Source organism: Pantoea sp. MBLJ3 (assembly GCF_000816655.1).
Taxonomy (GTDB): Bacteria; Pseudomonadota; Gammaproteobacteria; order Enterobacterales; family Enterobacteriaceae; genus Pantoea; species Pantoea eucalypti.
The window spans coordinates 232,994-257,577 of record NZ_JSUT01000029.1 but is presented as its reverse complement, the minus strand read 5'-3'; the positions used below and the strand labels follow the sequence as shown (position 1 = coordinate 257,577).

Annotated in this window: 21 protein-coding genes; 13 read left to right on the top strand and 8 right to left on the bottom strand. The window is 54.5% G+C overall.

The genetic code is table 11. The annotated features are described in order from the left end of the window. Positions 1 to 207: 207 nt before the first annotated feature. The 7 genes from NP77_RS20350 to NP77_RS20320 all read right to left on the bottom strand — a co-directional run bounded on the left by NP77_RS20350 (position 208) and on the right by NP77_RS20320 (position 9,440). Positions 208 to 1,434, bottom strand: coding sequence for an MFS transporter (locus tag NP77_RS20350; protein ID WP_039661443.1), 1,227 nt, complete (start codon positions 1,432 to 1,434; stop codon positions 208 to 210). A gap of 76 nt (positions 1,435 to 1,510) precedes the next feature. Continuing rightward, a complete protein-coding gene (locus tag NP77_RS20345) occupies positions 1,511 to 3,865 on the bottom strand; it encodes a GNAT family N-acetyltransferase (RefSeq protein WP_039661442.1) in 2,355 nt (784 codons plus the stop codon). A 1-nt stretch (position 3,866) separates the two neighbouring features. Beyond that, positions 3,867 to 5,159: a lysine N(6)-hydroxylase/L-ornithine N(5)-oxygenase family protein gene (locus tag NP77_RS20340; RefSeq protein ID WP_039661441.1), complete on the bottom strand. Its 1,293-nt coding sequence runs from the start codon at positions 5,157 to 5,159 to the stop codon at positions 3,867 to 3,869. 1 nt (position 5,160) lies between these two features. Then, positions 5,161 to 6,723: an aspartate aminotransferase family protein gene (locus NP77_RS20335; RefSeq protein ID WP_039661440.1), complete on the bottom strand. Its 1,563-nt coding sequence runs from the start codon at positions 6,721 to 6,723 to the stop codon at positions 5,161 to 5,163. A 533-nt stretch (positions 6,724 to 7,256) separates the two neighbouring features. Beyond that, a complete protein-coding gene (locus NP77_RS20330) occupies positions 7,257 to 8,630 on the bottom strand; it encodes a PTS ascorbate transporter subunit IIC (RefSeq protein WP_008924645.1) in 1,374 nt (457 codons plus the stop codon). Between the two features lie 39 nt (positions 8,631 to 8,669). Beyond that, positions 8,670 to 8,942 carry a PTS sugar transporter subunit IIB gene (locus NP77_RS20325; RefSeq protein WP_003855084.1) on the bottom strand — a complete coding sequence of 91 codons (273 nt, stop codon included), beginning with the start codon at positions 8,940 to 8,942 and terminating at the stop codon, positions 8,670 to 8,672. A gap of 48 nt (positions 8,943 to 8,990) precedes the next feature. Beyond that, positions 8,991 to 9,440 carry a PTS sugar transporter subunit IIA gene (locus tag NP77_RS20320; RefSeq protein WP_039661439.1) on the bottom strand — a complete coding sequence of 150 codons (450 nt, stop codon included), beginning with the start codon at positions 9,438 to 9,440 and terminating at the stop codon, positions 8,991 to 8,993. Between the two features lie 444 nt (positions 9,441 to 9,884). Here NP77_RS20320 and NP77_RS20315 point away from each other — a divergent pair, with 444 nt between their 5' ends. The 12 genes from NP77_RS20315 (at position 9,885) to NP77_RS20260 (ending at position 20,746) form a co-directional block, all read left to right on the top strand. After that, complete coding sequence (locus tag NP77_RS20315) at positions 9,885 to 10,619, top strand: GntR family transcriptional regulator (RefSeq protein ID WP_003855087.1); 735 nt, start codon at positions 9,885 to 9,887, stop codon at positions 10,617 to 10,619. Positions 10,620 to 11,038: 419 nt separating this feature from the next. After that, on the top strand, positions 11,039 to 12,037 hold the full coding sequence (locus NP77_RS20310) for an MsnO8 family LLM class oxidoreductase (protein ID WP_039661438.1): 999 nt from the start codon (positions 11,039 to 11,041) through the stop codon (positions 12,035 to 12,037). A 19-nt stretch (positions 12,038 to 12,056) separates the two neighbouring features. Further along, positions 12,057 to 13,208, top strand: a complete 1,152-nt coding sequence (locus NP77_RS20305) for an amidohydrolase (protein ID WP_039661437.1) — start codon at positions 12,057 to 12,059, stop codon at positions 13,206 to 13,208. An 81-nt stretch (positions 13,209 to 13,289) separates the two neighbouring features. Then, complete coding sequence (locus tag NP77_RS20300) at positions 13,290 to 14,603, top strand: LLM class flavin-dependent oxidoreductase (RefSeq protein ID WP_039661436.1); 1,314 nt, start codon at positions 13,290 to 13,292, stop codon at positions 14,601 to 14,603. Positions 14,604 to 14,613: 10 nt separating this feature from the next. Continuing rightward, positions 14,614 to 15,555, top strand: coding sequence for an ABC transporter substrate-binding protein (locus NP77_RS20295; RefSeq protein WP_008924650.1), 942 nt, complete (start codon positions 14,614 to 14,616; stop codon positions 15,553 to 15,555). 10 nt (positions 15,556 to 15,565) lie between these two features. Continuing rightward, positions 15,566 to 16,078 carry a GNAT family N-acetyltransferase gene (locus tag NP77_RS20290; RefSeq protein ID WP_003855096.1) on the top strand — a complete coding sequence of 171 codons (513 nt, stop codon included), beginning with the start codon at positions 15,566 to 15,568 and terminating at the stop codon, positions 16,076 to 16,078. A 9-nt stretch (positions 16,079 to 16,087) separates the two neighbouring features. Beyond that, positions 16,088 to 17,014, top strand: a complete 927-nt coding sequence (locus tag NP77_RS20285; RefSeq protein WP_008924652.1) for an amino acid ABC transporter permease — start codon at positions 16,088 to 16,090, stop codon at positions 17,012 to 17,014. Next, the gene (locus NP77_RS20280; RefSeq protein WP_008924653.1) at positions 16,998 to 17,792 is read left to right on the top strand and encodes an amino acid ABC transporter ATP-binding protein; all 795 of its coding nucleotides are present in this window, start codon (positions 16,998 to 17,000) and stop codon (positions 17,790 to 17,792) included. Before NP77_RS20285 ends, NP77_RS20280 begins: the two co-directional genes overlap by 17 nt. After that, positions 17,789 to 18,688: an ABC transporter substrate-binding protein gene (locus tag NP77_RS20275; protein ID WP_039661435.1), complete on the top strand. Its 900-nt coding sequence runs from the start codon at positions 17,789 to 17,791 to the stop codon at positions 18,686 to 18,688. Before NP77_RS20280 ends, NP77_RS20275 begins: the two co-directional genes overlap by 4 nt. A 208-nt stretch (positions 18,689 to 18,896) precedes the next feature. Beyond that, the gene (locus NP77_RS20270; protein WP_003855100.1) at positions 18,897 to 19,457 is read left to right on the top strand and encodes a non-canonical purine NTP pyrophosphatase; all 561 of its coding nucleotides are present in this window, start codon (positions 18,897 to 18,899) and stop codon (positions 19,455 to 19,457) included. Beyond that, on the top strand, positions 19,454 to 20,248 hold the full coding sequence (locus NP77_RS20265) for an SIR2 family protein (protein WP_003855101.1): 795 nt from the start codon (positions 19,454 to 19,456) through the stop codon (positions 20,246 to 20,248). The genes NP77_RS20270 and NP77_RS20265 overlap by 4 nt, the downstream gene beginning before the upstream one ends. A gap of 156 nt (positions 20,249 to 20,404) precedes the next feature. Next, the gene (locus NP77_RS20260) at positions 20,405 to 20,746 is read left to right on the top strand and encodes a YebG family protein (RefSeq protein WP_003855102.1); all 342 of its coding nucleotides are present in this window, start codon (positions 20,405 to 20,407) and stop codon (positions 20,744 to 20,746) included. A gap of 74 nt (positions 20,747 to 20,820) precedes the next feature. Here the strand turns inward: NP77_RS20260 and NP77_RS20255 are convergent, their stop codons facing one another. Next, positions 20,821 to 21,954, bottom strand: a complete 1,134-nt coding sequence (locus NP77_RS20255; RefSeq protein ID WP_039661434.1) for a Fic family protein — start codon at positions 21,952 to 21,954, stop codon at positions 20,821 to 20,823. A gap of 522 nt (positions 21,955 to 22,476) precedes the next feature. Between NP77_RS20255 and NP77_RS20250 the strand changes: the two genes are divergently transcribed. Then, entirely contained in the window at positions 22,477 to 24,417 is a 1,941-nt protein-coding gene (locus NP77_RS20250; protein WP_003855106.1) for a methyl-accepting chemotaxis protein, read from the top strand. Positions 24,418 to 24,584: the final 167 nt, after the last annotated feature.

Below are 24,584 nucleotides of genomic sequence, written 5' to 3'. Positions count from 1 at the left end.
TGTGTTTCCGGCATAAAAGATTTATCCATTGCCTCAGCAGGCGGAATCATCATCGAATGACGCAACACGCAGATAAAGTAACGATTTGGTCGAAGCTTATCTGAATAAAATCAATGCGGAAGTGAAGGAGATTTAATCAGTGTTCTGAGCGTGCGGAATGACAAACACTGTTTTGCCATCCCGCAATTTTTTATAGCTGGGTAATGACTACTCCGCGCATAATTTTCGCTGTCCTGCACGAAGGAATGCGCTGACCAGACCCAGCCATAGCAGACCGCAGATCAGATTCACTATGCTAAAACCACCGTTGCCGAAGCTGAAATACGCGGTTTTGGCGGCTTCAATGCCGAGTGCAATGATCAGAATGCTCACCATCCCAAGCATCGCCGCCACACTGCCTTTGCCTGCGTTGCTGGAAAAAAGCGTCATGCGATAGAGCCCGGCGTTGACCAGTCCGGTGCCAAAACCGTAGAGACTCATTCCGGCAGTCAGCCACAGATAGCTGTCTGGGTTAATCATGGTGGCGATCGCTGCAATGGTCAGTCCGCAGACCACAGGCCATGCACCGAGTCTTACAGGCTGTTCAATGGGCAGACGGCTGGATAATCGACCCAGAGTCAGATTACCTGCAATCATGGCGGCAAAAACCGGCAGCTGTAACAGCGCATAGTCGATGCGGCTCAGTTGCGCACCGTGGATCAAAATCACGGGCGACAATGCTACCCAGGCAATGCAGGGCACGGTGACCAGCCCGATCGCCAGCGAGCCGCGCATCACCTGAGGTTCTTTTAGCAATAAGGCATAACCGCCAATAATCGAACGCAGCGACAGCGGTGTCTGACGATCGCCCGCCGTTTCAGGCATGGCATACCACAGCCCGGCCAGCGCCAGCGCCGCGACAGCCCCAATCAACCAGAACAGGGTGCGCCATTCTCCCACGGTAAGAAAAGCTGCGCCCGCCAGCGGCCCGGCCAGTGGGGCCAGCAGGGCGACGTTGGCCATCAGCGCCATCATTTTAATGCTGAGCGACTCTGTGAACGCCTCCTGTATCGCCGCGTAACCTACCGCCCCGATAAAGCAGAGGCTCATCCCCTGAAGAAACCGCAGCAGGATGAACTGTTCAATACTCTGTACCCAGTGGGTCGCGATGCAGGAGAGCATAAAAAACGCCACGCCGCTGAGCAGCACCGGACGCCGCCCGATGCGATCCGAGAGCGGTCCAAGCAGCCACTGCAGCAGAATGCCACCCGCCAGATAGGCGGTCAGCGAGGTAGAAACCCATTCAGGCCCGACCTTAAATTCCTGTGTCACCAGCAGCATGCCGGGCTGGATCATGTCATGGGCGATATAGGTGGCGAACTCGAATAAGACCAGCGAGAGCGGAAAGATCAGATGTCGGCGGGTCAGTTGCGCCACCGGCAGAAAAGAAGCCATGATGAATACCTGCAATATAACCATTAAAAAGCGGCCACCGAAGTGACCGCATTAAATCAGAGTGACAGTGTAACGCTTAGCGCCAGCGGGCAATCGGGTTGACCAGCGTACCCGCGAACTTCAGATTCTCGGCGGGATCGGCAAGGTTGATCATCTGCTGATTATTCGCCAGCTGCAGGCGGTTCAGACAGGAGCGGGTAAACTCCGGCGCAAACATGTCATAACGGGCGAACTTAGTGGCATGCTCGGGATGCGCCTGCTGATAATCCTTCACGCATTGCGCCACCGCCTGCCAGAAATCCTCTTCCGGCAGCGTTCCTGACTGATGCAGAATCGCGCTGATAAAGCGGAAGATGCAGTCAAATACATCGGTAAAGATCGACAGTAATTTGAGGTTCTCCGGCACATCCACCGCCAGGCGCTGCACGCCCTCCGGCAGCACGGCATCCGGGTTCATCACGGCAATCTCTTCGCCGATATCCTTCATGTAAGCACTGACTGGCACGTTGTTCTCCAGCAGCATGATCAGGTTTTCACCATGCGGCATAAACACCAGGTCATGCTGATAGAAGCAGTGCAGCAGCGGGCTGAGGTAGCAGGTGAGATAGCGATCAATCCACTGCTTCGCTGGCAAACCGGAGTCGGCAATCAGTGCAGGCAGCAGAGCCTGCTGATGGTGATCAACGTGCAGGAATGAGGCCATGGTCATCAGACGCTGGCCAGGTTGCAGGCTGGCCGCGGGATTATCCCGCCACAGCGCTGCAAACATCTTTTTGTAGGCGGAATCGCCTTTGATCGCCTGCTCATAGTAGCGGTTGTGATAGCCGACGGAAGCGACTTCGCGCAGGATACGGAAATCACAGCGTTGAAGCCACGCATCCCCCGCCACCAGCTGTTCCAGCCAGCCGTTAATAGCAGGCGTTGTCGCCATATAGTAGGGTGACAGACCGCGCATAAAGCCCATGTTCAGCACCGACAGTGCGGTTTTCACATAACGCTTAGAAGGCTGGCTGCGATTAAAGAAGGTGCGGATGGACTGCTGCGCCTGATAAGCATCGTCGCCGCTGCCAAGATAAACAATATCGTGATTAGCGATGTCCGCCGCAAACACGGTCAGCAGTTTGTTCTGCCACTGCCACGGATGCACAGGCATCAGGATATAGTCCTCAACCGCCCGCCCTTTATTCACCAGCTGCGTATTGAAGTGTTCCAGGGTGGTGTCGCCCAGCTCATCACGCATCAACTGTTCATAACTCAGCCCGCTAAGGCTGGAGAAATGGGCATTGCGGCGGTGAACAGCGACCCAGATAAGGTGTACGGGCGCGGCGGCTTCCGGCGCATAGGCCAGATAATCCTGCGCATCGAAACCGATACGTCCGTTGTTAGCGACGAAGCAGGGATGGCCTTCGGTCATTGCCGCTTCCACGGTCTGGAAATCGGCTGAGACCAGCGCCTGGCTGTCGGGATTATTCTTCTGAAGTTTATACACGCTGCTGCACAGTGTGCTGCTGATCTCCTCCATATAGGTCGCCAGCAACGCCTGCGGAATGCCAATCTCGCCATTGAATTCCACAATAAACTTCAGCGCATCCAGCGGCAGATCGCGACCGTTCTCCTGCTTGCGTAGTGACTTCGCGTCGATTTCCCAGTGATCCAGCGCCAGCCGCGCCGCCTGGAAATGGTACGTTGCTTCACCGCCCGGCACCGCCAGTTGATAGCTGCCATCCTGCGATGCCTGCGGCGTGATGATTTTTTCATGCGTGAACTCGGCAATCGCTTTGCGGATCAGCATGCGGTTGGCCTGTGTCCAGTTGTCGCCCGTCAGATGTGTGCCGTCGGTCAGTGAAGCGGAGGTATTCATGGTCTGCGACTCCTGCAGTAACGCGTGTTGATAATCGTCCCGCTGGCAAAAGGCCAGCCAGGCGGTTTTATGGCCCATGTCGATGGTGTGCTGATAGCGGAATCCGGCGCGTTTATTCAGCACGTGGATTTTTTCATTGCGTACGTCCGGCTCTACCACGACACGGTTTACCTCGGGGCGGCTGAACATGTAGTCCATCACCAGCGTGAAGACCTGCCAGCTAAAGGCTTTGATTGGCTGGCTGGCCGGGGCAATCAGAATGTGCATGCCGTAATCATCAGGCGCGGCCGGATAAAACGTGCCGACCTCGTCGTCGCGGGCGCGATAACACTCAATCAGGCAGATGGGCTTGTCATTGCAGCAGCCAATCAGCGCGGCATGAGGATTGGATGCGGTCAGCGTCTGATAAAACGCCGCGACCTGTTCCAGACTCTGCTGCTGCATGCCCCAGAAGCGCGCGTAATCACGGGTGACCCAGCTGTGGATGAGTGACGCATCGCGCTCAAGGATCGGTCTCAGGGTAAACTGGCCTGCGGGACGATCGGCCCTGAACAGTATTGGTGAACTCATCTCAGTGCTCCGATTTAGCCGGGAAAGTCTGGAAGGCGATCTGACGCTCGATGGGATACACCTCGCGTCCGGTCAGTTCACGCAGCAGGACTGAGTTGCGGTAGCAGGCCATGCCGAGATCCGGCGTGACAAAACCGTGGGTATGCAGTTCGGCGTTCTGCACGAAGATCTGATTGTGATGATCGATGCTGTAGTTGCGCTGAACGTCATAGCGGCCTTTGTCATCCCAGCGCAGGCGGGCGTGGATACCCTCTAAAAACATCGGTGGCTGGTAGTGATAACCGGTCGCCATCACCAGTCCTTCGGTGCGACGGGTGAAGGTGCAATCCTGCTCTTCCTGATGCAGCGTCAGTTCGAATTCGCCCTGTGGCAGCCAGCGCATCGCGGTCAGCGCCGAGTGAGTAAAGAGATTGACGTTGAGATCGCCGTCGAGCTGCTTCACATACATCAGGTCGTAAATGTCATTGATTAAGCTGCTGTTAATTCCCTTGTAGAGATTCTTGTGACGGGCATTCAGCTCGTCACGTGTGCTGGCGGGCAGGGCGTGGAAATAGTCCACCCACTCCGGCGAGGTCATCTCCAGCGTCAGCTTGGTGTACTCCAGCGGATAGAAGCGCGGCGCGCGGGTGATCCAGTTGAGCTGATAGCCAAAGCGGTCGATATCGGTCAGCAGATCGTAGTAGATTTCCGCTGCACTCTGGCCGCTCCCCAGCACGGTAATCGAACGCTTCTGCTGCAACTCCGCTTTGTTGGCCAGATAATGGCTGGAGTGGGTCAGGCGCTGGCGGTGCGGCTGGCTGCACGCCGGCATCCAGGCTTTTGGCCCGGTGCCGAGCACCAGATGACGCGCCTGATAGCGCTGTTTCTCTCCGCTTCGGGTGTCGGTCACCTGGAGGTGATAAATGCCGGCCGCTTCATCGTAGCTGACATACTCCACATGGCTGTTCCAGCGCAGATTAGACAGACGAGAGCTGGCCCACTGACAGTACTGGTTATACTCTTTGCGCATCAGGAAGAAGTCTTCACGGATATAAAAAGAGTATAGTTTTCCTTTCTCCTTCATGTAGTTAAGCAGGCTGTACGGGCTGGTCGGATCGGCAAGTGTCACCAGGTCGGCCATAAACGGCGTCTGCAGATGGGCGTTTTCCAGCATCATGCCGGTGTGCCAGTCAAAGCCGGGATTCTCATCCAGGAAAATACCGTTTAATCCCTCAACCGGCTCACTCAGACAGGCCAGGCTCAGGTTGAAAGGGCCAATGCCGATGCCAATAAAATCGTAAACAGGATTATTCATTTCAGATCGCTCCCTGATTCGCCGCGCTCAGCGCAGAAGCACGAACCTGTTCGCGGCCGTAATGCGCAATCAGGCTCAACACATCTTCGAGGTCGGCAATGGTGGTAGTGGGATTTAACAGGGTGAATTTCAGATACTGACGTCCATCCACTTTGGTTCCGGCGATCACCGCATTACCGGAGCGGAACAGCGCTTTACGGATGGCGGCGTTGATCTCATCGATCTGCGCGTCGCTGGCATGTTTGCCGGGAATGTAGCGGAAAATCTGGGTAGTCAGCTCAGGCGCGTGCAGCACTTCAATGGCCGGATGCGCCGTTAATAGCTGATGCGCAGCCTGTGTCAGATCGATCAGGGTATCGAAGGCATCACCCAGCGCCGCCGGGCCCATGACGCGCAGTGTCAGCCACATTTTCAGCGCATCAAAACGGCGGGTGGTCTGAATGCTTTTGTTGACCAGGTTCGGCGTGCCTTCCTGCTGGGCGCTGAGCGGATTGAGGTAGTCCGCATGGTGCGTGACATGCTTCAGATTCTGGCTGTCCCGCACAAAGAAGGCACCACAGCTGACGGTCTGGAAGAACGATTTGTGATAATCAACGGTCACGGAGTCCGCGCGCTCAATGCCATTCAGGCGGGAACGATGATTTTCAGAGACCAGCAGGCCACAGCCATACGCGGCGTCAACGTGCATCCATAAACCGTAATCGTCACAGAGACCGGCGATTTCCGGCAGTGGATCGATGCTGCCAAAGTCTGTGGTGCCGCTGGTGGCGACCACTGCAATCGGGATTAGCCCTTCACTGCGGCAACGCGCGATCTCCTGTGCCAGACATCCCGCGTCCATGCGGTAATGGTCATCGTGATCGACGGCGATAACCGCGTCATAGCCCAGACCGAGAATCGCCATCGATTTCTGGATGCTGAAGTGGCTGAGTTTCGAGGTAAACACCCGCCATTTCGAGGCAGTTTCAGGCAGGCCACGATGCTTAATCAAATGTCCCGGATGATGTGCGGCACACCAGCTGTCACGCGCCAGCAGCATTGCCATCAGGTTGGATTGGGTACCGCCGCTGGTGAAGATCCCATCCGATCCGGCTGGCAGACCGATACGGCCAAGCGTCCAGTCGATCACCTTCTGCTCAATCAGGGTGCCGCCTGCGCTCTGATCCCAGGTATCGACCGAGCTGTTGACTGCCGCCATAATCTGCTCTGCCATCAGCGAGGGCAGCACCACCGGGCAGTTCAGGTGCGCCAGGTATTTAGGATGGTGAAACCAGACGGCGTCACGAAGATAGAGCTGGCTCAGCTCCGCCAGTGCATCCTCGTTGTTGCCGAGTGGGTGATCGAGATTGACCTCGCTGAACTCCGCCGCCAGTTCGTGGGGCAGAATGCCGCTGAAGGGCTTCTCTACGCCGGTAACGGTGCGCGTCATCAGCGTTAGCACTTCCTGAGTCTGCTGCGACCAGGCCGCCAGTTGCTGATCGTTAAAAATGGCCGTTTCGGCACCGCTGGCGTTGGAGGCTGGCGCGAGATCCAGAGCCGCCTGTGTGGATGAGCGTAAAAGCATGTTCAGTTCCTGTGCGTTAATACCAGTGACCCTGCCGGCATTAAGCCAGCAGCGTTGGATGTGCGCTCAACAACTCCAGTAAACATAAATCTGACTAACCAGATAAAAATCCTGACAACCAAAGACGCCAGGGTTTTAACCTTAAAAAAATAAATACCGCATATTATTTGTGGACTTTGCAGCGTTTAACGCTTTGTTATATGCGGATGAGAGTGTAAATGTTAATCATTATCATTCAATTGTTTTATTGTTAAATTTTATCTATTAGCCGGACTAATGTTGTAAATGTGATATAGATCACATTTTGTGTTCGGAATAGTCCTTTTTTAGTGTGATTAGTGCCAGAAGATGTCAGTGAATCTGTGTGACGATGAGGCGTTTCAGGTCAGGGATGAGCGTAACGAGCGTAAATTACGGCTATTGTCGGCACAGGTGAGGGGGATTCTGATAAGGACCAGGAGGGGAATGAAGAGCCGATGAAACACACGCCCAGAAAGGGCTAATCGCCCTTTCTGGGTTAGTACACTTTCTTTTTACCCTGCATTCGTTTCAGCAGGTGCCTTCTTTTTGGCCATGAAGTTATAAATCACTAACAAGCCAAAAATACCGGTGATGATCATTGTGATGGTTCCCTTGTCCATAAAGTGAGCCATATTGCCAAGCAGAATGCCGGTCACGCCGAAGTCGGTATCCGAGAAGGTCGTGTTGGTCAGGCCGATCTGTCCCAGTACCGGTAGCAACGCGACGGGCAGGAAGGTAATCAGCAGGCCATGTGCAAAGGCACCGCAAATCGCCCCGCGTTTGCCACCGGTGGCATTACCAAATACGCCCGCCGTAGCGCCACAGAAGAAGTGGGGCACAACACCCGGCAGAATTAATACCCAATGCAGCTGACCGAGGACAAACAGCCCAACCAGGCCACCAACAAAGCTGGAGATAAAGCCGACCAGCACCGCATTCGGGGCATAAGGGAAAACAATCGGGCAATCCAGCGCGGGTCTTGCATCCGGTACCAGTTTTTCTGAAAAGCCGGTAAAGGCCGGAACGATCTCAGCCAGGATTAAGCGCACACCCTGCAGAATAATAAAGACGCCCGCCGCAAAAGTTATGGCCTGAATAAACGAGTAAACCAGGTAGTTCTGACCATGACTGAAGTTGGCCTCTACATACTCTTTACCTGCTGACACCGACAGGATTAAGTAAATAATCATCATCGTTAGCGAGATGGAGATCGTGCTGTCGCGCAAAAAACTGAGGTTTTTTGGCATGTTCATCTCTTCGGTGGATTTAGAACCTTTACCCACTAAAGAGCCGATCCAGCCAGATAAGACATAGCCAATGGTCCCGGTATGCGCCAGCGCGACATGGTCGCCCCCGATGATCTTACGCATATAAGGCTGTGCAATTGCCGGGAAGGTGGCCATCAGAATACCCAGAAGCAGTGAGCCGGTGTAAATAAGCTGCACACCTTCAAAACCGGCAACTGATAAAATAATCGCGATCATACAGGCCATATAGAAGGTCACATGGCCGGAAAGGTAGATATATTTAAGTCGGGTAAATCGGGCAACAACGATGTTGGCGACCATGCCGAAGGCCATGATCATCGTGGTTGGCGCACCATATTTTGCCAGTGCGATAGAGACCATTGCTTCGTTATTAGGAATGATGCCCTGAACATCAAATGCATGTTTAAAAATGTCGCCAAGTGGTGTCAGGGAACCGACCAGGACGGTCGCTCCGCCTGCCAGCACCAGGAAGCCCAGAATGGTTTTAACCGTGCCCTTAATAACGTCAGGAAACGGCTTCTTCTGCGCAATCAGTCCGAAACATGCCACCAGTCCGACTAATATTGAGGGCACTTTCAGCACGTCGACGACGAACTGCAAAAGATTTTGAGTAAACATATTAACCTCGAGGGTAAGGTGTTTATCTAATTATTAGCGTCAGTTTTTCTCAAAATACTCGCGTATTTTTTGTTCCACTTCTTTCAGGTCAATAATGTTGTTAATGATGATAACCTTCTGTTCAGGAAGGTTGGCGCTGTAGGCAATATCTTTTGCCATCACAAAAACATCCGCCACATCGGGCGTAACAGAGCCGAGATCAGAATGTTCAACTTCCGCTTCAACACCAATAGTTTTAAGCACCTTCTTAATGTTCATTTCCATCATGAAGCTGCTGCCCAGACCTGAACCACAAACCGCCATAATTTTCATATCTCACCTCATTCACTGTTGATCACATGTCGTGTTTTAGCGGGCAATTCAGACGCCCGATAAAATCGTTATCAGCGCTTCTTTACTGGTCACCCTGAAGAGTTGGGCCATGATCGCTTCATCAGACAGAACTTCTGCAAGCTCAGAAATCATTTCGATATGGCTATTGCTGTCCGGCGCGGCAAACATAAAAATGGCCTTTACCGGATCGTTCTCTTCAGAGTCAAATTTCACGGCTGTGCCCAGCAGCACAATCGACAACCCCAGTTTGTGCGCGCCCTGTTCCGGACGGGCGTGAGGCATTGCAATCTGCGGAGCGATGACGAAAAAGGGCCCGATCTCCTCTTTTTGCTGAATGATCGCATCAATGTAATCCTGCGAGATTGCGCCCTCACTGAGCAGAGGACGCCCCGCAATGACGAGTGCTTCCTGCCAGTCAGCAACGCTTTCGACATACTGGATTTTCTCGTTGTTTAACCACTTAGCCAGGTGTGACATCGCCTTGCTCCTGCTGAAAATGCCTGAATATGTACAGTCATTTTTTATTAAAACGCCTTTCATCCCTTTTTGACTGAACCTGCAGGCAACCTGCGTCCACTCACTGTGCGGGAAAATAAAGGCAGTCCGATTCGTAAAAGAACGTTTTATCAAGCCGTTAAGAAATAACGCGTTTCTTAGCGTGCACATAAAATTAAATTTCACTTTAACCGGTACATCTGTACATGTTAAAGATGTCTAGTCATCTCGATAATGTCCTTCGACGTGTACTGACACAACATGTAAAGTTAAAATTTGGCTGAACAGGCTTAACATCAGTGCCAATTTGATAAGTTGATCACATATTCAGCGAGCCGTAGTGGTACTCATCCGGCAATGTCAGGCAGAACTGTACTGACACGGATTAGAGGGAGACCGTCCTTCACGCAAATGGGAAGAAAGCCAATGGCTGATGGCATTACTGAAAAGCAAAAAGAGGTGGTTAATTACATCCTCAATAAAATTAAGGATGATGGCCTTCAACCCGGAGAAAAGCTGGATACCGAAATATCAATTGCCAAAAATATCGGCATTACACGCGCAACGGTGCGTGAGGCGACACGTATTCTGGTAGAACAGCAGAGAATATATCGGGTAAAAGGATCGGGTATTTTTGTGGGTTCCGCGGAGATAAGTAGCCAGGCTCACCGATATCATGTGCTTTCACCTTTTGATTATCAGGCTCAGAGAAATGGCCATAAAGGTGTCAGAAAAATTATCTCTGTCAGTATCGTCAGGGTTCCTTCAGCGGACATGGCCCAGGCACTGCGTATCAAGAGCAGCGATCAGATTTATAAAATTTTACGTCTGATGTGTTTTGACGATATTCCGGTGGCACTGGAACATATCCACCTGCCAGTAAACCTGTTCAACAGCATGGAATTCAGCAAGCTGGAAATCTCCAAATATGCCTATATTGAAGAGGTGACAGGTAAAAAAGTTCAGCTCAGAGACCAGCATTTAACAGCCGTCAATCTTGCGGATACACAATCACTTACGTTACTTAATTTAGCGGAAGGCGATGCGGTCATTCAGCTTAATGAAACGGTTTATCTCGACGACGGCATTCCCTGTGAAGTCAATGTGGCGATTATCAATACCCGGTATTTTCCTCTGAAACAAAACTCGCAGCGACCTTAACTAAAATAATGTTTTAGTCACTTATCTTTCCTCAATTGAAAGCTCAGTATGCTTATTTAATTGCCCGACGTTCTGCGCTTTCTTCCTCCAGTACAGAATGGACTTCAGTGTGTTGTATTCCCGATGTCTGTTATCAAGGCAGCGCCGCGGCAGAACGCATAACAGCTTTCCATACTTAAGACGATTTTCTGCATAACTTTGCCGGCTCGCTGGTTTCAATCGCCTTTTTTTCAGGTAACAGGCCGTTTTATCCGTGAGATCTGGCTATCAAATCCTGTTTCAGCGCCGTTATCCTCATTTATCCTTTCATCCCTCCCCATTATGACGAATTCAATAAAGCATAAAACAATATGATGTTTTACCAATAATCACCTGCGCAGCACACTGGTCAGCAACCGGAATTAACAAGGACCAGGTGAATGGCATATCGATTGAGTCTGTTAGATAAAGCACCCGTGCTGCAGGGCGAAACGCCCACCGCGGCGCTGCAGCGCACCCTGCAGCTGGCCCAGCTGGCAGAGGAGTGGGGATATCACCGTTTCTGGCTGGCAGAACATCACAACACCGCGCAGCTCGCCAGTCCTTCACCGGAAGTGTTAATTGCGTGGATCGTTGCTCAGACCCGTCATATTCGCGTCGGATCGGGCGGAGTGATGTTGCAGCATTACAGCCCCTATAAAGTGGCAGAAAACTTTAATCTGCTCGCCTCTCTGGCTCCCGGACGTATCGATCTCGGTATAGGCAAAGCGCCAGGTGGATTACCGCTCTCCACCCATGCACTGCAACAGGGTGTCGATGCCGCTAAAAAAGGGAGCTTTGCTAATCAGCTTCAGCTGCTGGATAGCTGGCTCACGGCCGCTCAACCTCATGTTGATGACGAAGGCTTAGCCGCCTCGCCACTGCCGTCACGTCCGGCCAATCGTTTTCTGTTGGGTGCCAGTGAAGAGAGCGCCCGGCTCGCCGCCAGTCTGGGCTGGCAGTTTGTGTTTGCGGCCCACCTCAATGGCGATCGTCAGTTACTGGAGCGCGCGTTAAGTACTTTCTCCCGCCTGAGTCACGGTCAGCGCGCACTGGTGGCTGTACAGGTGGTGGTGGCCGATTCACCCGCCGGCGCAGACCTGCTGGTTTCCGGTCTGCGCCATTATCACGTCGCAGTGAAAGAGGGCCCAGGCGTCAATGTCGCCAGTCTTGAGCAGGCCGAACGCTATGTGCGTCAGGGCGGTTACAAGGATTACAAAATAGAGCCGCGCACACCGTCATTGCTAAAAGGCACATCAGCGCAGGTTCATGCTCAACTGGATGCACTGCATCATAACTTTGATATTGATGAGTTCGTGATCGACACGCCGATTACCGAGCCGGTTGCCCGCCTGACGTCACTTGAACTGCTGGCTACGCATCATCTGGTCGCAGCCTGAATCTCAGTGGAGAGTCATCATGAACCATGAGTCACAACTGATCGAATGGCGACGTGAACTGCATACCTGGCCAGAGCTGTCGGGTCAGGAGTTTGCGACCACGACGCGACTGCGGGGATGGTTAGCCGCAGCGGGCATCAGGATTCTGGATTATCCCCTCGAGACCGGCGTGGTGGCGGAGATTGGCAGTGGAGAGACGGTGATTGCGCTGCGCGCGGATATCGATGCGCTGCCGATCCATGAGGCGAGCGGTGTGCGGTTTCATTCCCGTCATCCTGGCGTCATGCACGCCTGCGGTCACGACCTGCACAGCGCGGTGATGCTGGGCGCAGCGTTGCAGCTCAACACGCTGTCCGATCAATTGCCTGGCCGGGTACGTATTCTGTTTCAGCCCGCAGAGGAGATCGCGCGAGGAGCCAGACAGTTTATTGAGGTGGGTGTACTTGATGAGGTACAGGCCATTTTCGGCATGCACAATGAACCCTCGCTGCCCATTGGCACATTCGCTACCCGCAGCGGGCCGTTCTACGCCAATACGGATAAATTTATTATTTGCGTGACTGGCAAAGGCGCACACGCTGCGTATCCGGAACAGGGCGTCGACAGCATTGTCACCGCCAGCCAGATCATTCAGGCGTTACAGGGACTCACCAGCCGCAGCTTCAGTGCCCTGGACAGTCTGGTGCTGAGCATTACGCGTATCGACGGCGGTAAAAGCTGGAACGTGTTACCCGGCGGCGTTGAGTTTGGCGGCACGGCCAGAACCCATGATTTACAGGTGCGCGCGGAACTGGAGCAGCGGGTGCGGGTGCTGGTTGAACACGTTGCCGAAGCCAATGGCGCGCAGGCAACCCTGAGCTGGCATCCTGGCCCGCCGGTGCTGATCAATGACGCGCACTGGGCGAACTTCAGCACTGAAGTGGCGCAGCAGGCGGGTTATCGGGTGCAGACGGCCGATCTGCATCTACTGGGCGAAGATTTTGCCTTTTATCTGCAACAGGTGCCCGGTGCGTTTGTCAGCATTGGCAGCGCCAGTGATTTTGGTCTGCATCACGCCAGTTTTACCCCTGATGAAGCGCTGATTGCCCCCGCCGCCGACTACTTTGCCCGACTGGCCCGCCAGGCGCTGCAACATCTTAATGCGCGATGTCGGGAATCCATTCTGAACTGAATTCATCTGCAGCCCGCTAACGCACGACGGTTCTGAACACCGTCGTCGGGCACCGCTACGACTAAAAAAAGAGAGAGCATCATGACCACAAGACAACTTCGGCTGGGCACTATTCTGCATGGCGCATCGGGAAACATGTCCGCCTGGCGCCATCCTGCGGCACAGGCTGATGCCAGCATCAGCCTGGATTACGCCAAAAAAATCGCCCGTAAAGCGGAGCAGGGCAAGCTCGACTTCCTGTTTGTCGCCGACGGATTATTTATTAATGAGAAATCGATACCACACTTTCTCAATCGCTTTGAACCGCTGACACTCCTGTCTGCCCTGGCGGGCGTTACGGAACATCTGGGACTGGTCGGCACCGTTTCCACGTCCTACAGCGAGCCGTTCACCGTGGCGCGTCAGTTTGCCAGCCTTGATCACCTCAGCGGCGGTCGCGCGGGGTGGAATGTGGTGACCTCGCCGCTGGAAGGTTCCGCAAAAAACTTTTCCCGCCAGAAACATCCTGAGCATGCGTTGCGTTACCGCATTGCCGATGAGTATCTGCAGGTGGTGAAAGGCTTATGGGATTCGTGGGAGCAGGATGCTTTTGTGCGCGACAAAGCGAGTGGGCAGTTCTTCGATCCGGCAAAGTTACATACGCTCGATCATCACGGTGACTTCTTCCAGGTGCAGGGGCCGCTGAACATTGCCCGCACGCCGCAGGGCCGTCCGATTATCTTCCAGGCCGGGGCCTCTGAGGACGGTAAAAAGCTGGCGGCGCGTCACGCTGACGCCATCTTTACCCATCAGCCGACCCGCGAAGAGGCGCAGGCTTTTTATCAGGATGTGAAGCAGCAACTGGAGGCGAATGGCCGTCAGCCAGAGGATCTGCACATCTTCCAGGGTGTCAGCGTGATTGTTGGCGATGATGCAGAGGATGTGGAGCGCCAGTATCAGACCACGGCGGCGCTGGTATCAATTACCGATGCGCTCAATTACCTGGGGCGTTTCTTCGACCATCACGACTTTTCACAATACCCGCTGGATCAGCCGTTTCCGGACATTGGCGACGTAGGTCAGAACAGTTTCCGCAGCACCACCGACGAGATCAAACGCAAAGCCAGCGAGCACGGTCACACCTTGCGTCAGGCGGCGCTGGAAGCCGCCACGCCGCGCCCGCTGTTCCACGGTACACCGGAAGAGGTCGCCGATGGTCTTCAGCAGTGGTTTGAGACCCAGGCCGCTGACGGCTTCATCATCAATGGCGGCACGCCCGATACCTTTGAACGCTTTGTCGACCGCGTGGTGCCGATTCTGCAGGCTCGCGGGCTGACGCGTCGCGACTATCCGGGCAGCACCCTGCGCGACAGCTTTGCCCTGAAACAACCCGTTAATCAGTTCACCTCACAATAGGGCACAGGCCATGAAAAAAACATCACCTCTTCTCGCCCTGCTTATTCTGGCGGCAAGCAGCCATGCGCTGGCGGAAGATACCCGCGTTTCCTATAACGGCCAGCGGGTCAGTCTTGAAGCGAATAAAGCGCCAGTCAATACCGTGAAGAATCCGGATGCCATCGCTCAGTTGCCTGCCGGTCATCACTTTGTGGTGCCAGGTTCCTTTACCGTGGCGGTTGCGGCACTGAATTCGCCACCGCTCACCGTGTTTTCCGACGACAACAAAACCCTGCTCGGCAGTGAAGTGGACATTGCCCGGCTTGTCGCTGACAGCCTGGGACTGAAACTCAACGTCGTGCCTGCGTCGTGGGAAGACTGGCCGCTGGGTGTGGCCTCAGGCAAGTATGACGCGGCGATCTCCAACATCACCGTGACCAAAGATCGTAAAGAGAAATTCGACTTTGCTACCTACCGTAAAGACTCCCTGGGTTTTTATGTCAAAACCAGCAGCCCGATAAAATCACTGACTAAAGCAGAGGATATCGCCGGGCTGCGGATCATCGTGGGATCCGGCACCAATCAGGAGGCGATTCTGCTGGCATGGGATAAAGAGAATCAGGCAAAAGGACTCAAAGCCTTTACGCCGATCTACGCCAAAGATGATGCGGCTCAAACGCTGGCGCTGCAGGCAGGCCGCGCAGATGCATACTTCGGTCCCAACGTGATTGGAGCCTGGAAAGCGGCACTGACGGGTAAAACCCGCCTGGTGGGCAGTGTCGATGGTGGCTGGCCAAAAGCGGCACACATCGCCGTTACCGTGAAGAAAGGCAGCGGCCTGGCGGAACCGATCAGCACTGCGCTGAACGGCGTGATCGGCAATGGCGACTATCAGAAGGTGCTGAACCGCTGGGGTGAAGGTGTTGAGAAGATCGACCGTTCAGAAATCAATCCCGCCGGGCTGGGCGACTAAGGAGCTGACCATGAGTGAATCCACTTTTCGCGATGTTTCACCCGATGCACCAGCGCTCCAGCCGATTCTCGGCGGGCTATTTGATGAATATTCCGCGCGCTACGGTGACTACTTTGCCCGGCATAAAGAGCAGGAACTGACCGAATGGTATCTGCCGCCGCAGGGGCTGTTTATTGTGCTGGAGCGTGACGGCGAGATTATCGCGATGGGCGCTTACAAACCCTGTGATCCACAAACCGCCGAGCTGAAACGTATCTGGACACGCAGCGATCTGCGTCGTCAGGGGCTGGCACTGGTGGTGTTGCAGGAGCTGGAGCGGCGTGCGCTGCAGGCAGGTTATCAGCGGCTGTTTCTCACCACCGGCTTTCGCCAGCCGGAAGCGGTACGGCTCTATACCGGCCACGGCTATCAGCCTCATTTTGATCTCAGCGGCGATCTGGAGCGTTACGGCCAGCCGCCCCATGACGGACGACTGCGTTTTAGTAAAGTCATCGGCGTTTATAACGTCGCCGAAGCGAGTTAAGGAGTGACGATGAGCAAGCATCAACAACTACAGGTGGTGCCAGCGCGCTACCCGGCCCGCACCGCCGGGGCTATCGTGGCGCTGTTTATACTGGCGGGCGTGGTGCAGTCGGTGGCCTTTAACCCACGCTGGGAGTGGAGCGTGTTTGCCCGCTGGTTCTTTGATCCTGTGATCCTGCATGGCCTGGGTCAGACGCTGCTGCTGACCCTGCTGGGCACAGTATTCAGCCTGCTTTTGGGCGGTCTGCTGGCGCTGGCGCGACTTTCCTCGTCATGGCTGCTGAGCACGCTGGCGTGGGGTTATATCTGGCTGTTCAGGTCACTGCCGCTGATTGTCGTGCTGATTATTCTTTATAACTTCTCCTATCTCTACGACACCCTGTCGATAGGCATTCCGTTCACCGGTCTGTCGTGGGGCGCGTATCAGACGATTAACGTACTGGGCCAGTTCCAGGCTGCCGTTATTGGTCTGACGCTGGTGCAGGCGGCTTACAGTGCGGAGATTATTCGTGGCGGGATCCTCGGTGTCGATCACGGTCAGGTAGAAGCCGCGTCCGCGTTGGGTCTCTCCGCCACGCGCCGCACCTTCCGCATCATTCTGCCGCAGGCACTGCGCGCCATTATTCCTGTCGCCTTTAACGAGATCATCAGCCTGGCGAAGGGCACTTCCGTGGTTTACGTGCTGGCGATGCCGGAGCTGTTTTACACCATCCAGATGATCTACAACCGTAATCAGGAAGTGATCCCGCTACTGATGGTGGGGGCCGCCTGGTATCTGATTATTACCACCGTATTGTCCGTGATTCAGTATAACGCTGAACGCTGGATGGCCCGCAGCGTCACGCGTGAACCGCAACCCTCTCGCTGGCGACAGTGGCGCAACCGCGTCACACCCCTTCATCCAACCGAGGAGATCAGCCATGTCAGAAGCCATTGATTACCGCACTTCACACACCACCGGAGCCATCAGTATCACCGGGGTCAGTAAACGTTTTGGTAAACATAAAGCGCTGGATGATGTTTCGCTGTCGCTGGAACCCGGTTCAGTAACCGTGATTCTTGGCCCCTCCGGTTCCGGTAAATCCACGCTGCTGCGCACCATTAATCATCTGGAGCGGGTCGATGAGGGATTTATTCAGATTGATGGTGACTACATCGGCTATCAGCAACGCGGCAATAAGCTTTATGAGCTGAAAGAGAAGGCGATTCTGCGCCAGCGCATCAACGTCGGCTATGTGTTCCAGAATTTCAATCTGTTCCCACACCTCAGCGTGCTGGATAACCTGATTGAAGCGCCGATTGCGCATCGGCAGTTAACGAAAACGGAAGCGATACAGCGCGCCGGTGAACTGCTGGATATTGTGGGCCTGCGCCATAAAGCGGATGCCTGGCCACGACATCTGTCGGGCGGGCAGCAGCAGCGCATCGCTATTGCGCGTGCGCTGATGCTTAATCCGCGTGTCATGCTGTTCGATGAGCCGACCTCGGCGCTGGACCCGGAGCTGGTCGGCGAAGTCCTCGACGTGATTAAAAAGCTTGCACGTTCCGGGACTACGCTGGTGATTGTGACGCATGAGATCGGCTTTGCCCGGGAAGTGGCGGATAACGTGGTCTTTATGGTGGATGGCCGGATTGTGGAGCAGGGCAGCACGACGCAGGTGCTCAATCATCCGCGTCATGAACGCACCCGCCGTTTCCTGGCGCGCGTGTTATGAGAGGGCTAACGTTTACCGCGCTGATGCTTCTTCCGGCGCTGACCTGTTCAGCGGCAGAGAAGCTTGATGTGCTTAAAAATGAGGTGCCGATCCCTGCCCCGGCTAATCCGCAGGCGATCGCTAAAATTCCCGCTGGTTTTCATTTTATCGAAGCTGGTACGCTGACGGTTGCGACCTCAGCCACCAACTCACCGCCGCTGTCACTGCTGGCGTCAGACAACGTGACACGGATTGGCAGTGACCCGGATATTGCCAGACTGCTGGCGGACAGCCTGGGTTTAAAGCTGAAGCTGGTTCCGGCTTCATGGGAGGACTGGCCGCTGGGCATCAGCGCCGGACGCTATGATGTCGCGATGTTCAATATAGCCGTTACTGAAGAGCGCAAGAAGAAGTTCGATTTTGCGACCTATCGCGCCGACAACCACGCCTTTGCAGTGAAAAGCGACAGTCAAATCAGCCGGATTAATAGCCCGGCGGATATTGCCGGCAAGCGAATTATCGTCTCGTCGGGCACCAATCAGGAGCGCATATTGCTGAGCTGGGATCAGCAAAACCGGACCCAAGGTCTGCCTGCGTTAACGCCGATCTACCTTACTGATGATGCATCGGCGACGCTGACGCTGCTGTCTGGGCGGGCCGATGCGATGTTTGGACCTCACTCCATGGCGGCCTGGAAAGTGGCGTCACGCGGTCAGACAAAGCTGGTGGGCAGTGGGCCGTTTCGCGCCTGGGTTGCCGTGACCACCAAAAAGGGCAATGGTCTGGCCCCGGCGCTACAGGCTGCGCTCGACGGCACCATTACGGGCGGTCAGTATCAGCAGGTGCTGGCCCGCTGGGGCGAACAGGATGAAGCTATTACGCACTCCACAGTAAATCCACCGGGCATTGTTTACTGAGTCCACAGAGCCGGCGCTGTTCCGGCTTTTCATTAAAAAAGTGAGCCAGAACAATGTTGGATCTCCTCCCGCGCCTCTCTCGTCTGACCGCCCCCGGCTCGCAGCGCCTCACCGAATTGAGCTACACTCTTCAGCGTTAGTGATTTATCCTGCCCGCCTGTTTCCGTTAACATTCAGTGCCTGGTGGAGTAATTAACCTGGAAGCCCCATGAAAATCAGATTCCTTTCTGCCAATGAACCAAAACTGGCTGAGGTGCGCAAGATACTCGAACCCATCGGGGTCGAAGTGCTGCCCATTGCCCGTCGCATCGAAGAAATTCAGACTGAAAACGAGCTTGACCTGGTGCGCGACAAACTCACCAAGGCGTTTTCGCTGATTGGGCGACCGCTGTTTGTGGAGCATACCGGCCTCTATCTGGATGGCCTCAATGGTCTCCCCGCCGGTCTGACCCGCATCTTCTGGAACCGCCTGGACGCTGAGCGCTTTACCGCGCTGGTACAGGGGCTCGACAGCCAGGCGGTGACGGCTAAAACGGTGCTGGGCTATTGCGATGGCCGTAAAATGTATCAGTTTTCTGGCGAACTGCGTGGCACCATTGCCGCGAAACCTGCCGGGACACGTGGCTTTCAGTGGGACTGTGTGTTTATTCCCGAAGGCTATGACCAGACCTTTGCGGAAATGGGTGAACTCAAGAATGAGATTTCGATGCGGCGCATTGCGCTGGATCGCTTCGCTACCTTTTTAAAAACCTCGCGGGGAGTGGCATGAAACCTGAACTTAAGCGCGCCTATGATTCCGGCAAACTGATTCTATTTGCCGGTGCCGGTATTTCGCGCAATTTTGGTCTTCCCGAGTGGCACGAACTGATTGCGCATCTTGCAAACGAGCTGGGTTACGATCCCAAAATCTTTAATACCTATGGCACGCATCTGTCGCTGGCGGAGTATTACAAGCAGAAGAAAGGTTCGTTAGGCCCGCTGCGCAGCTGGATGGATCGCGAGTGGCACCGTCCGGATATCGATGTCCGGTCTTCTGAAATTCATACCATGATTACCCAGGGTAACTTCTCCCGCATTTACACTACTAACTATGATCGCTGGCTGGAAGCGGCGCACGACGCGCACGGCGTACCCTATTATAAAGTGGCCAATGCTGCCGACCTGGTCTCTTTGACCGAAGATAAGCGCCACATCATCAAACTGCACGGTGACTTCGATGATGACACCTCAATCGTGCTTGATGAGAGCAGCTATTTCGAACGTCTCTATTTTGACTCGCCGCTCGACATTAAACTGACCCATGACGTGATGGGCAATTCTGTGCTGTTTGTCGGCTACAGCATCAGTGATTTCAACATTCGCCTGCTGTTTTACCGTCTGACTAAAATGTGGGGCCGCACCGGGCTGGCGACGGCGCGACCAAAATCGTATCTGTTCACTAACCGTAATAACCCGGTCGCCAAAGAGGTGCTGGGGCAGTGGGGGATCGAGGTGATCGTTTCTGAAGAAGACGATCCACGCAAGGCGCTGGCGATGTTTCTCGAAGAGCTGCTGGTCTAGTCAGCGCAGTTTCCGGCAGAGAAGTCTCAGGAAAATAAAAAAAACCTGCGCCCGGTTAAGGTTAGCCGGTGCATAACCGATAAACTCTATTCTCTGCTGGCAAAGCATAACCGGCATGATATACTGTATGTATACACAGTACCTGAGGGCGAAAAGATGGCTGTTGAAACAAAATTTGTTGTAGTCAGAAAGGGTGAAGAGAAGATGACGTTTGCCAATAAGAAAGAGGCCGATGCCTACGACAAAATGCTCGATATGGCCGAAGCTTTCACTGACTGGCTGTTACAGCATCAACCTGCACTGGATGAATCTCAGGCTGAAACCCTGGGCCTGCTGATTGCAGAACAGAAAGATGCGGTTCAGCATATTCTGCGCACCAGCAAATTGCCGGAAGCGGCAGTCTCCGTCTCTCAACCGGAAGCTGTGTCAGACGCTGGCGCGGATGATCAGGCTGAAGAGCCTGCGGCCAGGAAAGTGCGCGCTGTTAAAGCCGCGTAATTGCCACAATGCCGGAAGCGAACCTTCCGGCGTTGCTGTTTTTGAATAACGGTTTGATCACCGCTTTCATCCCATTAATCTGTAAGTATCTCGCGGGTTTTAACCTGATAGCGGGTGCTTCTGCCGCCTCCCTCAAGCCGGAACAGACAGCCTTTTTCAACCAGATCCGCCAGATGACGGGTCGCCGTGGCTTTACTTACTTTCGCGACTTTCTGATACTGGCTGGCGCTTATCCCCTGTTCGAAACCCTGCTCGCCACCGTCTAACAGCCGGTTAAGGACTTTTACCTGTTCCGGACTTAATGCCATCCCCTGATGTCGTAACCAGAATCGCGCTTTCAACTGTGTGCGATCGATAACATCCAATGCCTGTTTCAGGCTCTCATCCAGGATATCCAGAAACCACACCAGCCAACGGGTGATATCAAGGCCGCCTTTCTGCGTCTGCTCAAGGATGCGGTAATACCCGGCACGCTGCGCCAGTATTGCCGGAGACATGGCGTACAGGCGGATGCTCTGGCTGTCAGCCTGTGCCAGGGCGAAATCGGTCAATGCTCGCGTGATACGGCCATTGCCATCATCAAAAGGGTGTAGCGTGACAAACCACAGATGGCAGATGGCGGCCCGCAGCAGCGGGTCCAGCATCACATCATGCTGACTGCTGTTAAACCACGCGATGAACTGTGCCAGCTGTTGCTCCAGTCCGTGTCGCGGTGGGGCTTCAAAATGTACCGTGGGACGATCTATGCGTCCTGAAACCACCTGCATCGGTTCACTGCCACGCAGCGTCCCGACGCTCAGGCGCTGTACTGTCCATTCATCTGCCGGGAAGAGCCAGTGATGCCACTGAAATAACCGTTCAAGCGTTAATGGCTGGCTGCGATTGTTGATGGCATCGAGCATCATCGCGGCCAGTCCTTCTGACCGATCGGAGACCGGATAGGGCTGCGTTTCCGTAACGCCTAACCGGCGCGCCAGAGACGAGCGAACTGACTGCACGTTGACCCGCTCCTCTTCGATTGCCGAAGAGGAAAGAATATTACCCAACAGGGTATCCAGCGTCTGTGATTCAGTGTCTGACTGCAGGCTGGCGCGGCCAAGCAGCAAACCGCGCTGCTGCTGCAAATGGCGCAGGCGTGGTAGCAGCTCGTTATCCTGCCAGTGAAATTGGGGCCATTCCGGCTGTTGCCAGATCCAGTCAACGCTCATCATCCACTCACGGTTAAAGAGAATGAGCCGAATAAGTGTGATTAATCGGCTCATGAGATGAGTCGATAATAGCGGATATTTGGCTCACAGGCCAACCGTGCGGAATGGCAGGCAAAGAAAAGGACCCGAAGGTCCTGTTTGCTAGCGGGAGAACTGCATAAAAGTGTCTGAATAGTAGTGAACGATCCAGGCGATATACGCTAGCCAGACAACCATCCCAACAGCCAATCCTGATTTACCGATCATTGTTCTCTCTCCACTGCGATAAGGGGGCTACAGCAACTGTTGACATAAACTGACAGTAATAGCGGACGGCGATATTGTTGCAGATCAAAAAAAAGCCCGTTCTGCCTTTTTGCCATCTTCCCCTGGCGATCAACTTTCCTGTACCGCGCACGTTGAGACCCCCATCACGGCAGGATAAGCCCCATTAAAGTTCAAAAAAACGCCGCCGATAAATGATCTCAGGAGCACCATGAACACAGGGAGGTATTGAGGCAGGTAAATTCCAGGGGAATCACTATGGCCGGTCAGGTAACGCATAAGAAAAAAATGAGTACCCGTGCGCAGATGTTAATCATGGGTGGTTTAACGATAGTGCTGGGATTTACCGTGACAATTGGGGTCCTCAGCTGGCAATCAGGTAAAGAACAAAAACAACTGGCCGAAAAATATCTGCAGCAGATTGCGCAAAGCCGTGCCTTGCAGGTGCAGCAGGAGCTGAGCCATGCCCGCGATGTTGCCAGCCTTCTCGGTCAAAGTCTGATCGCGTTACCCCGCGCCGGTATTACCGATCGCAAAGCGGTCGATAAAGTGATGGAGTATGCGTTACGCGCGAATCCTGACTATCTGTCGATGTCAGTCATCTTTGAACAGAATGCGTTTGATGGCCGTGATGCAGAGTTCGCCTCACAGCCGGGACAGGCGCCACAGGGGCGCTATGCCTTTTTTGTGGATCGTGACGCAGCAGGTAAATATGCCATGCATCCGCTGCTCTCTTATCTGACGCCGGGTCAGGGCGATTACTATCTGGTTCCGCAAAAATCACAAAAAGACACGCTTACCGAACCCTATAGTTATGCCTATAACGGCGTGCCGACCCTGCTCACCTCCGTAGCGGCCGTCATTATGGATCAGGGCACCTTAAAAGCAGTTGTCACCTCTGATATATCCCTGGCTTCACTGCAACAGAAAGTGAATCAGATTAAACCCTGGCAGGGCAGCGGCTATGCGTTGCTACTCTCCAGTAACGGTAACGTTGTCTCCTCGCCGGTGAAAGATGAGGCTGGGAAACCGTGGAAAGGGGAAAAAGATGGCTTTACGTCGAAAGTCGTACAGCATTTTGATGCCGTGCTGGGTGAAGATGCCCTGGTTACCTGGCAGCCAGTAGTGATTGGGAACAGCGACAAAGCCTGGTATCTGGGCGTTGTTGCACCGGTCAGTCAGGTGATGGCCGCATCCACCCAGCAGCTGATGTGGGCGGTGATCCTGATGGTCGTCAGCGTTCTGCTGGTCGGCGCGGTACTGGGCATGCTGTTCAGCCGTAAAGTGCTGCGTCCAATTGGGGGCGAGCCGGTTGAAGCGGCGCATATTGCCCTGGCCGTTGCTGATGGCAAGCTGGATAACCGGATCCCGGTGAAGAGGGGTGATAGCAGCAGCCTGTTCTTCGCGCTTAGCACCATGCAAAGCCAGCTCCGACAGATTGTTGGACAGATAAAAGATTCCAGTGAATCAGTACGTCAGGGCGCGGGCGAGATCGCCAGCGGCAACCTCAATCTGGCATCACGCACCGAGGAACAGGCTGCTGCGCTGGAGCAGACCGCAGCCAGTATGGAGCAGATCAGCGCCACGATTCGTCTGAATGCCGACAATGCACAGCAGGCAACCAGCCTGACTGAAAACGCGACGCATATTGCCAGTCGCGGTGCCTCGCTGGTGGGTGAGGTGGTGCAGACGATGGCGCAGATCGATGACAGCTCGAAAAAGATCGGCGACATTACCACGATGATCAACAGCATTGCCTTTCAGACCAATATTCTGGCGCTGAACGCGGCGGTGGAAGCCGCACGTGCCGGTGAACAGGGCCGCGGTTTTGCGGTAGTTGCCTCTGAAGTGCGTAACCTTGCCCAGCGCAGCGCGAACGCGGTGAAGGAGATTGGTGCACTGATTGAAGAGTCGAGCGTGCGAGTCGAGAGTGGTGTCAGGCTGGTAAACGATGCCGGTAAAACCATGCAGGAGATGATGCACGCGGTCAATTCAGTGCAGGGCATCATTGGTGAGATTGTTACTGCATCAAGCGAACAGGCGCGTGGCATCAGCCAGGTGACGATTGCCGTCAATGAAATGGATGGCGTGACCCAACAGAACGCCGCGCTGGTGCAGCAGATGTCGGCGGCCGCCAGCTCACTGGAAGATCAGGCGCAGCAGCTGTCACAGACGGTGGAGCAGTTCCATCTGGCATAAGGATGCAGCTCAGGGAGCATACGCCTTACGCAAAGACGCAAGAGCGCCATCCCTGGCGACTCAACGTGGCGATGACGCACCTCAGCCCTGAGGTGCGCCCTTAGCCGGGCCAACGCTTTACGTCGTTCAAAAAGCGCCGGGAGTTTTTTGTCCGTAGCCCGCGATGC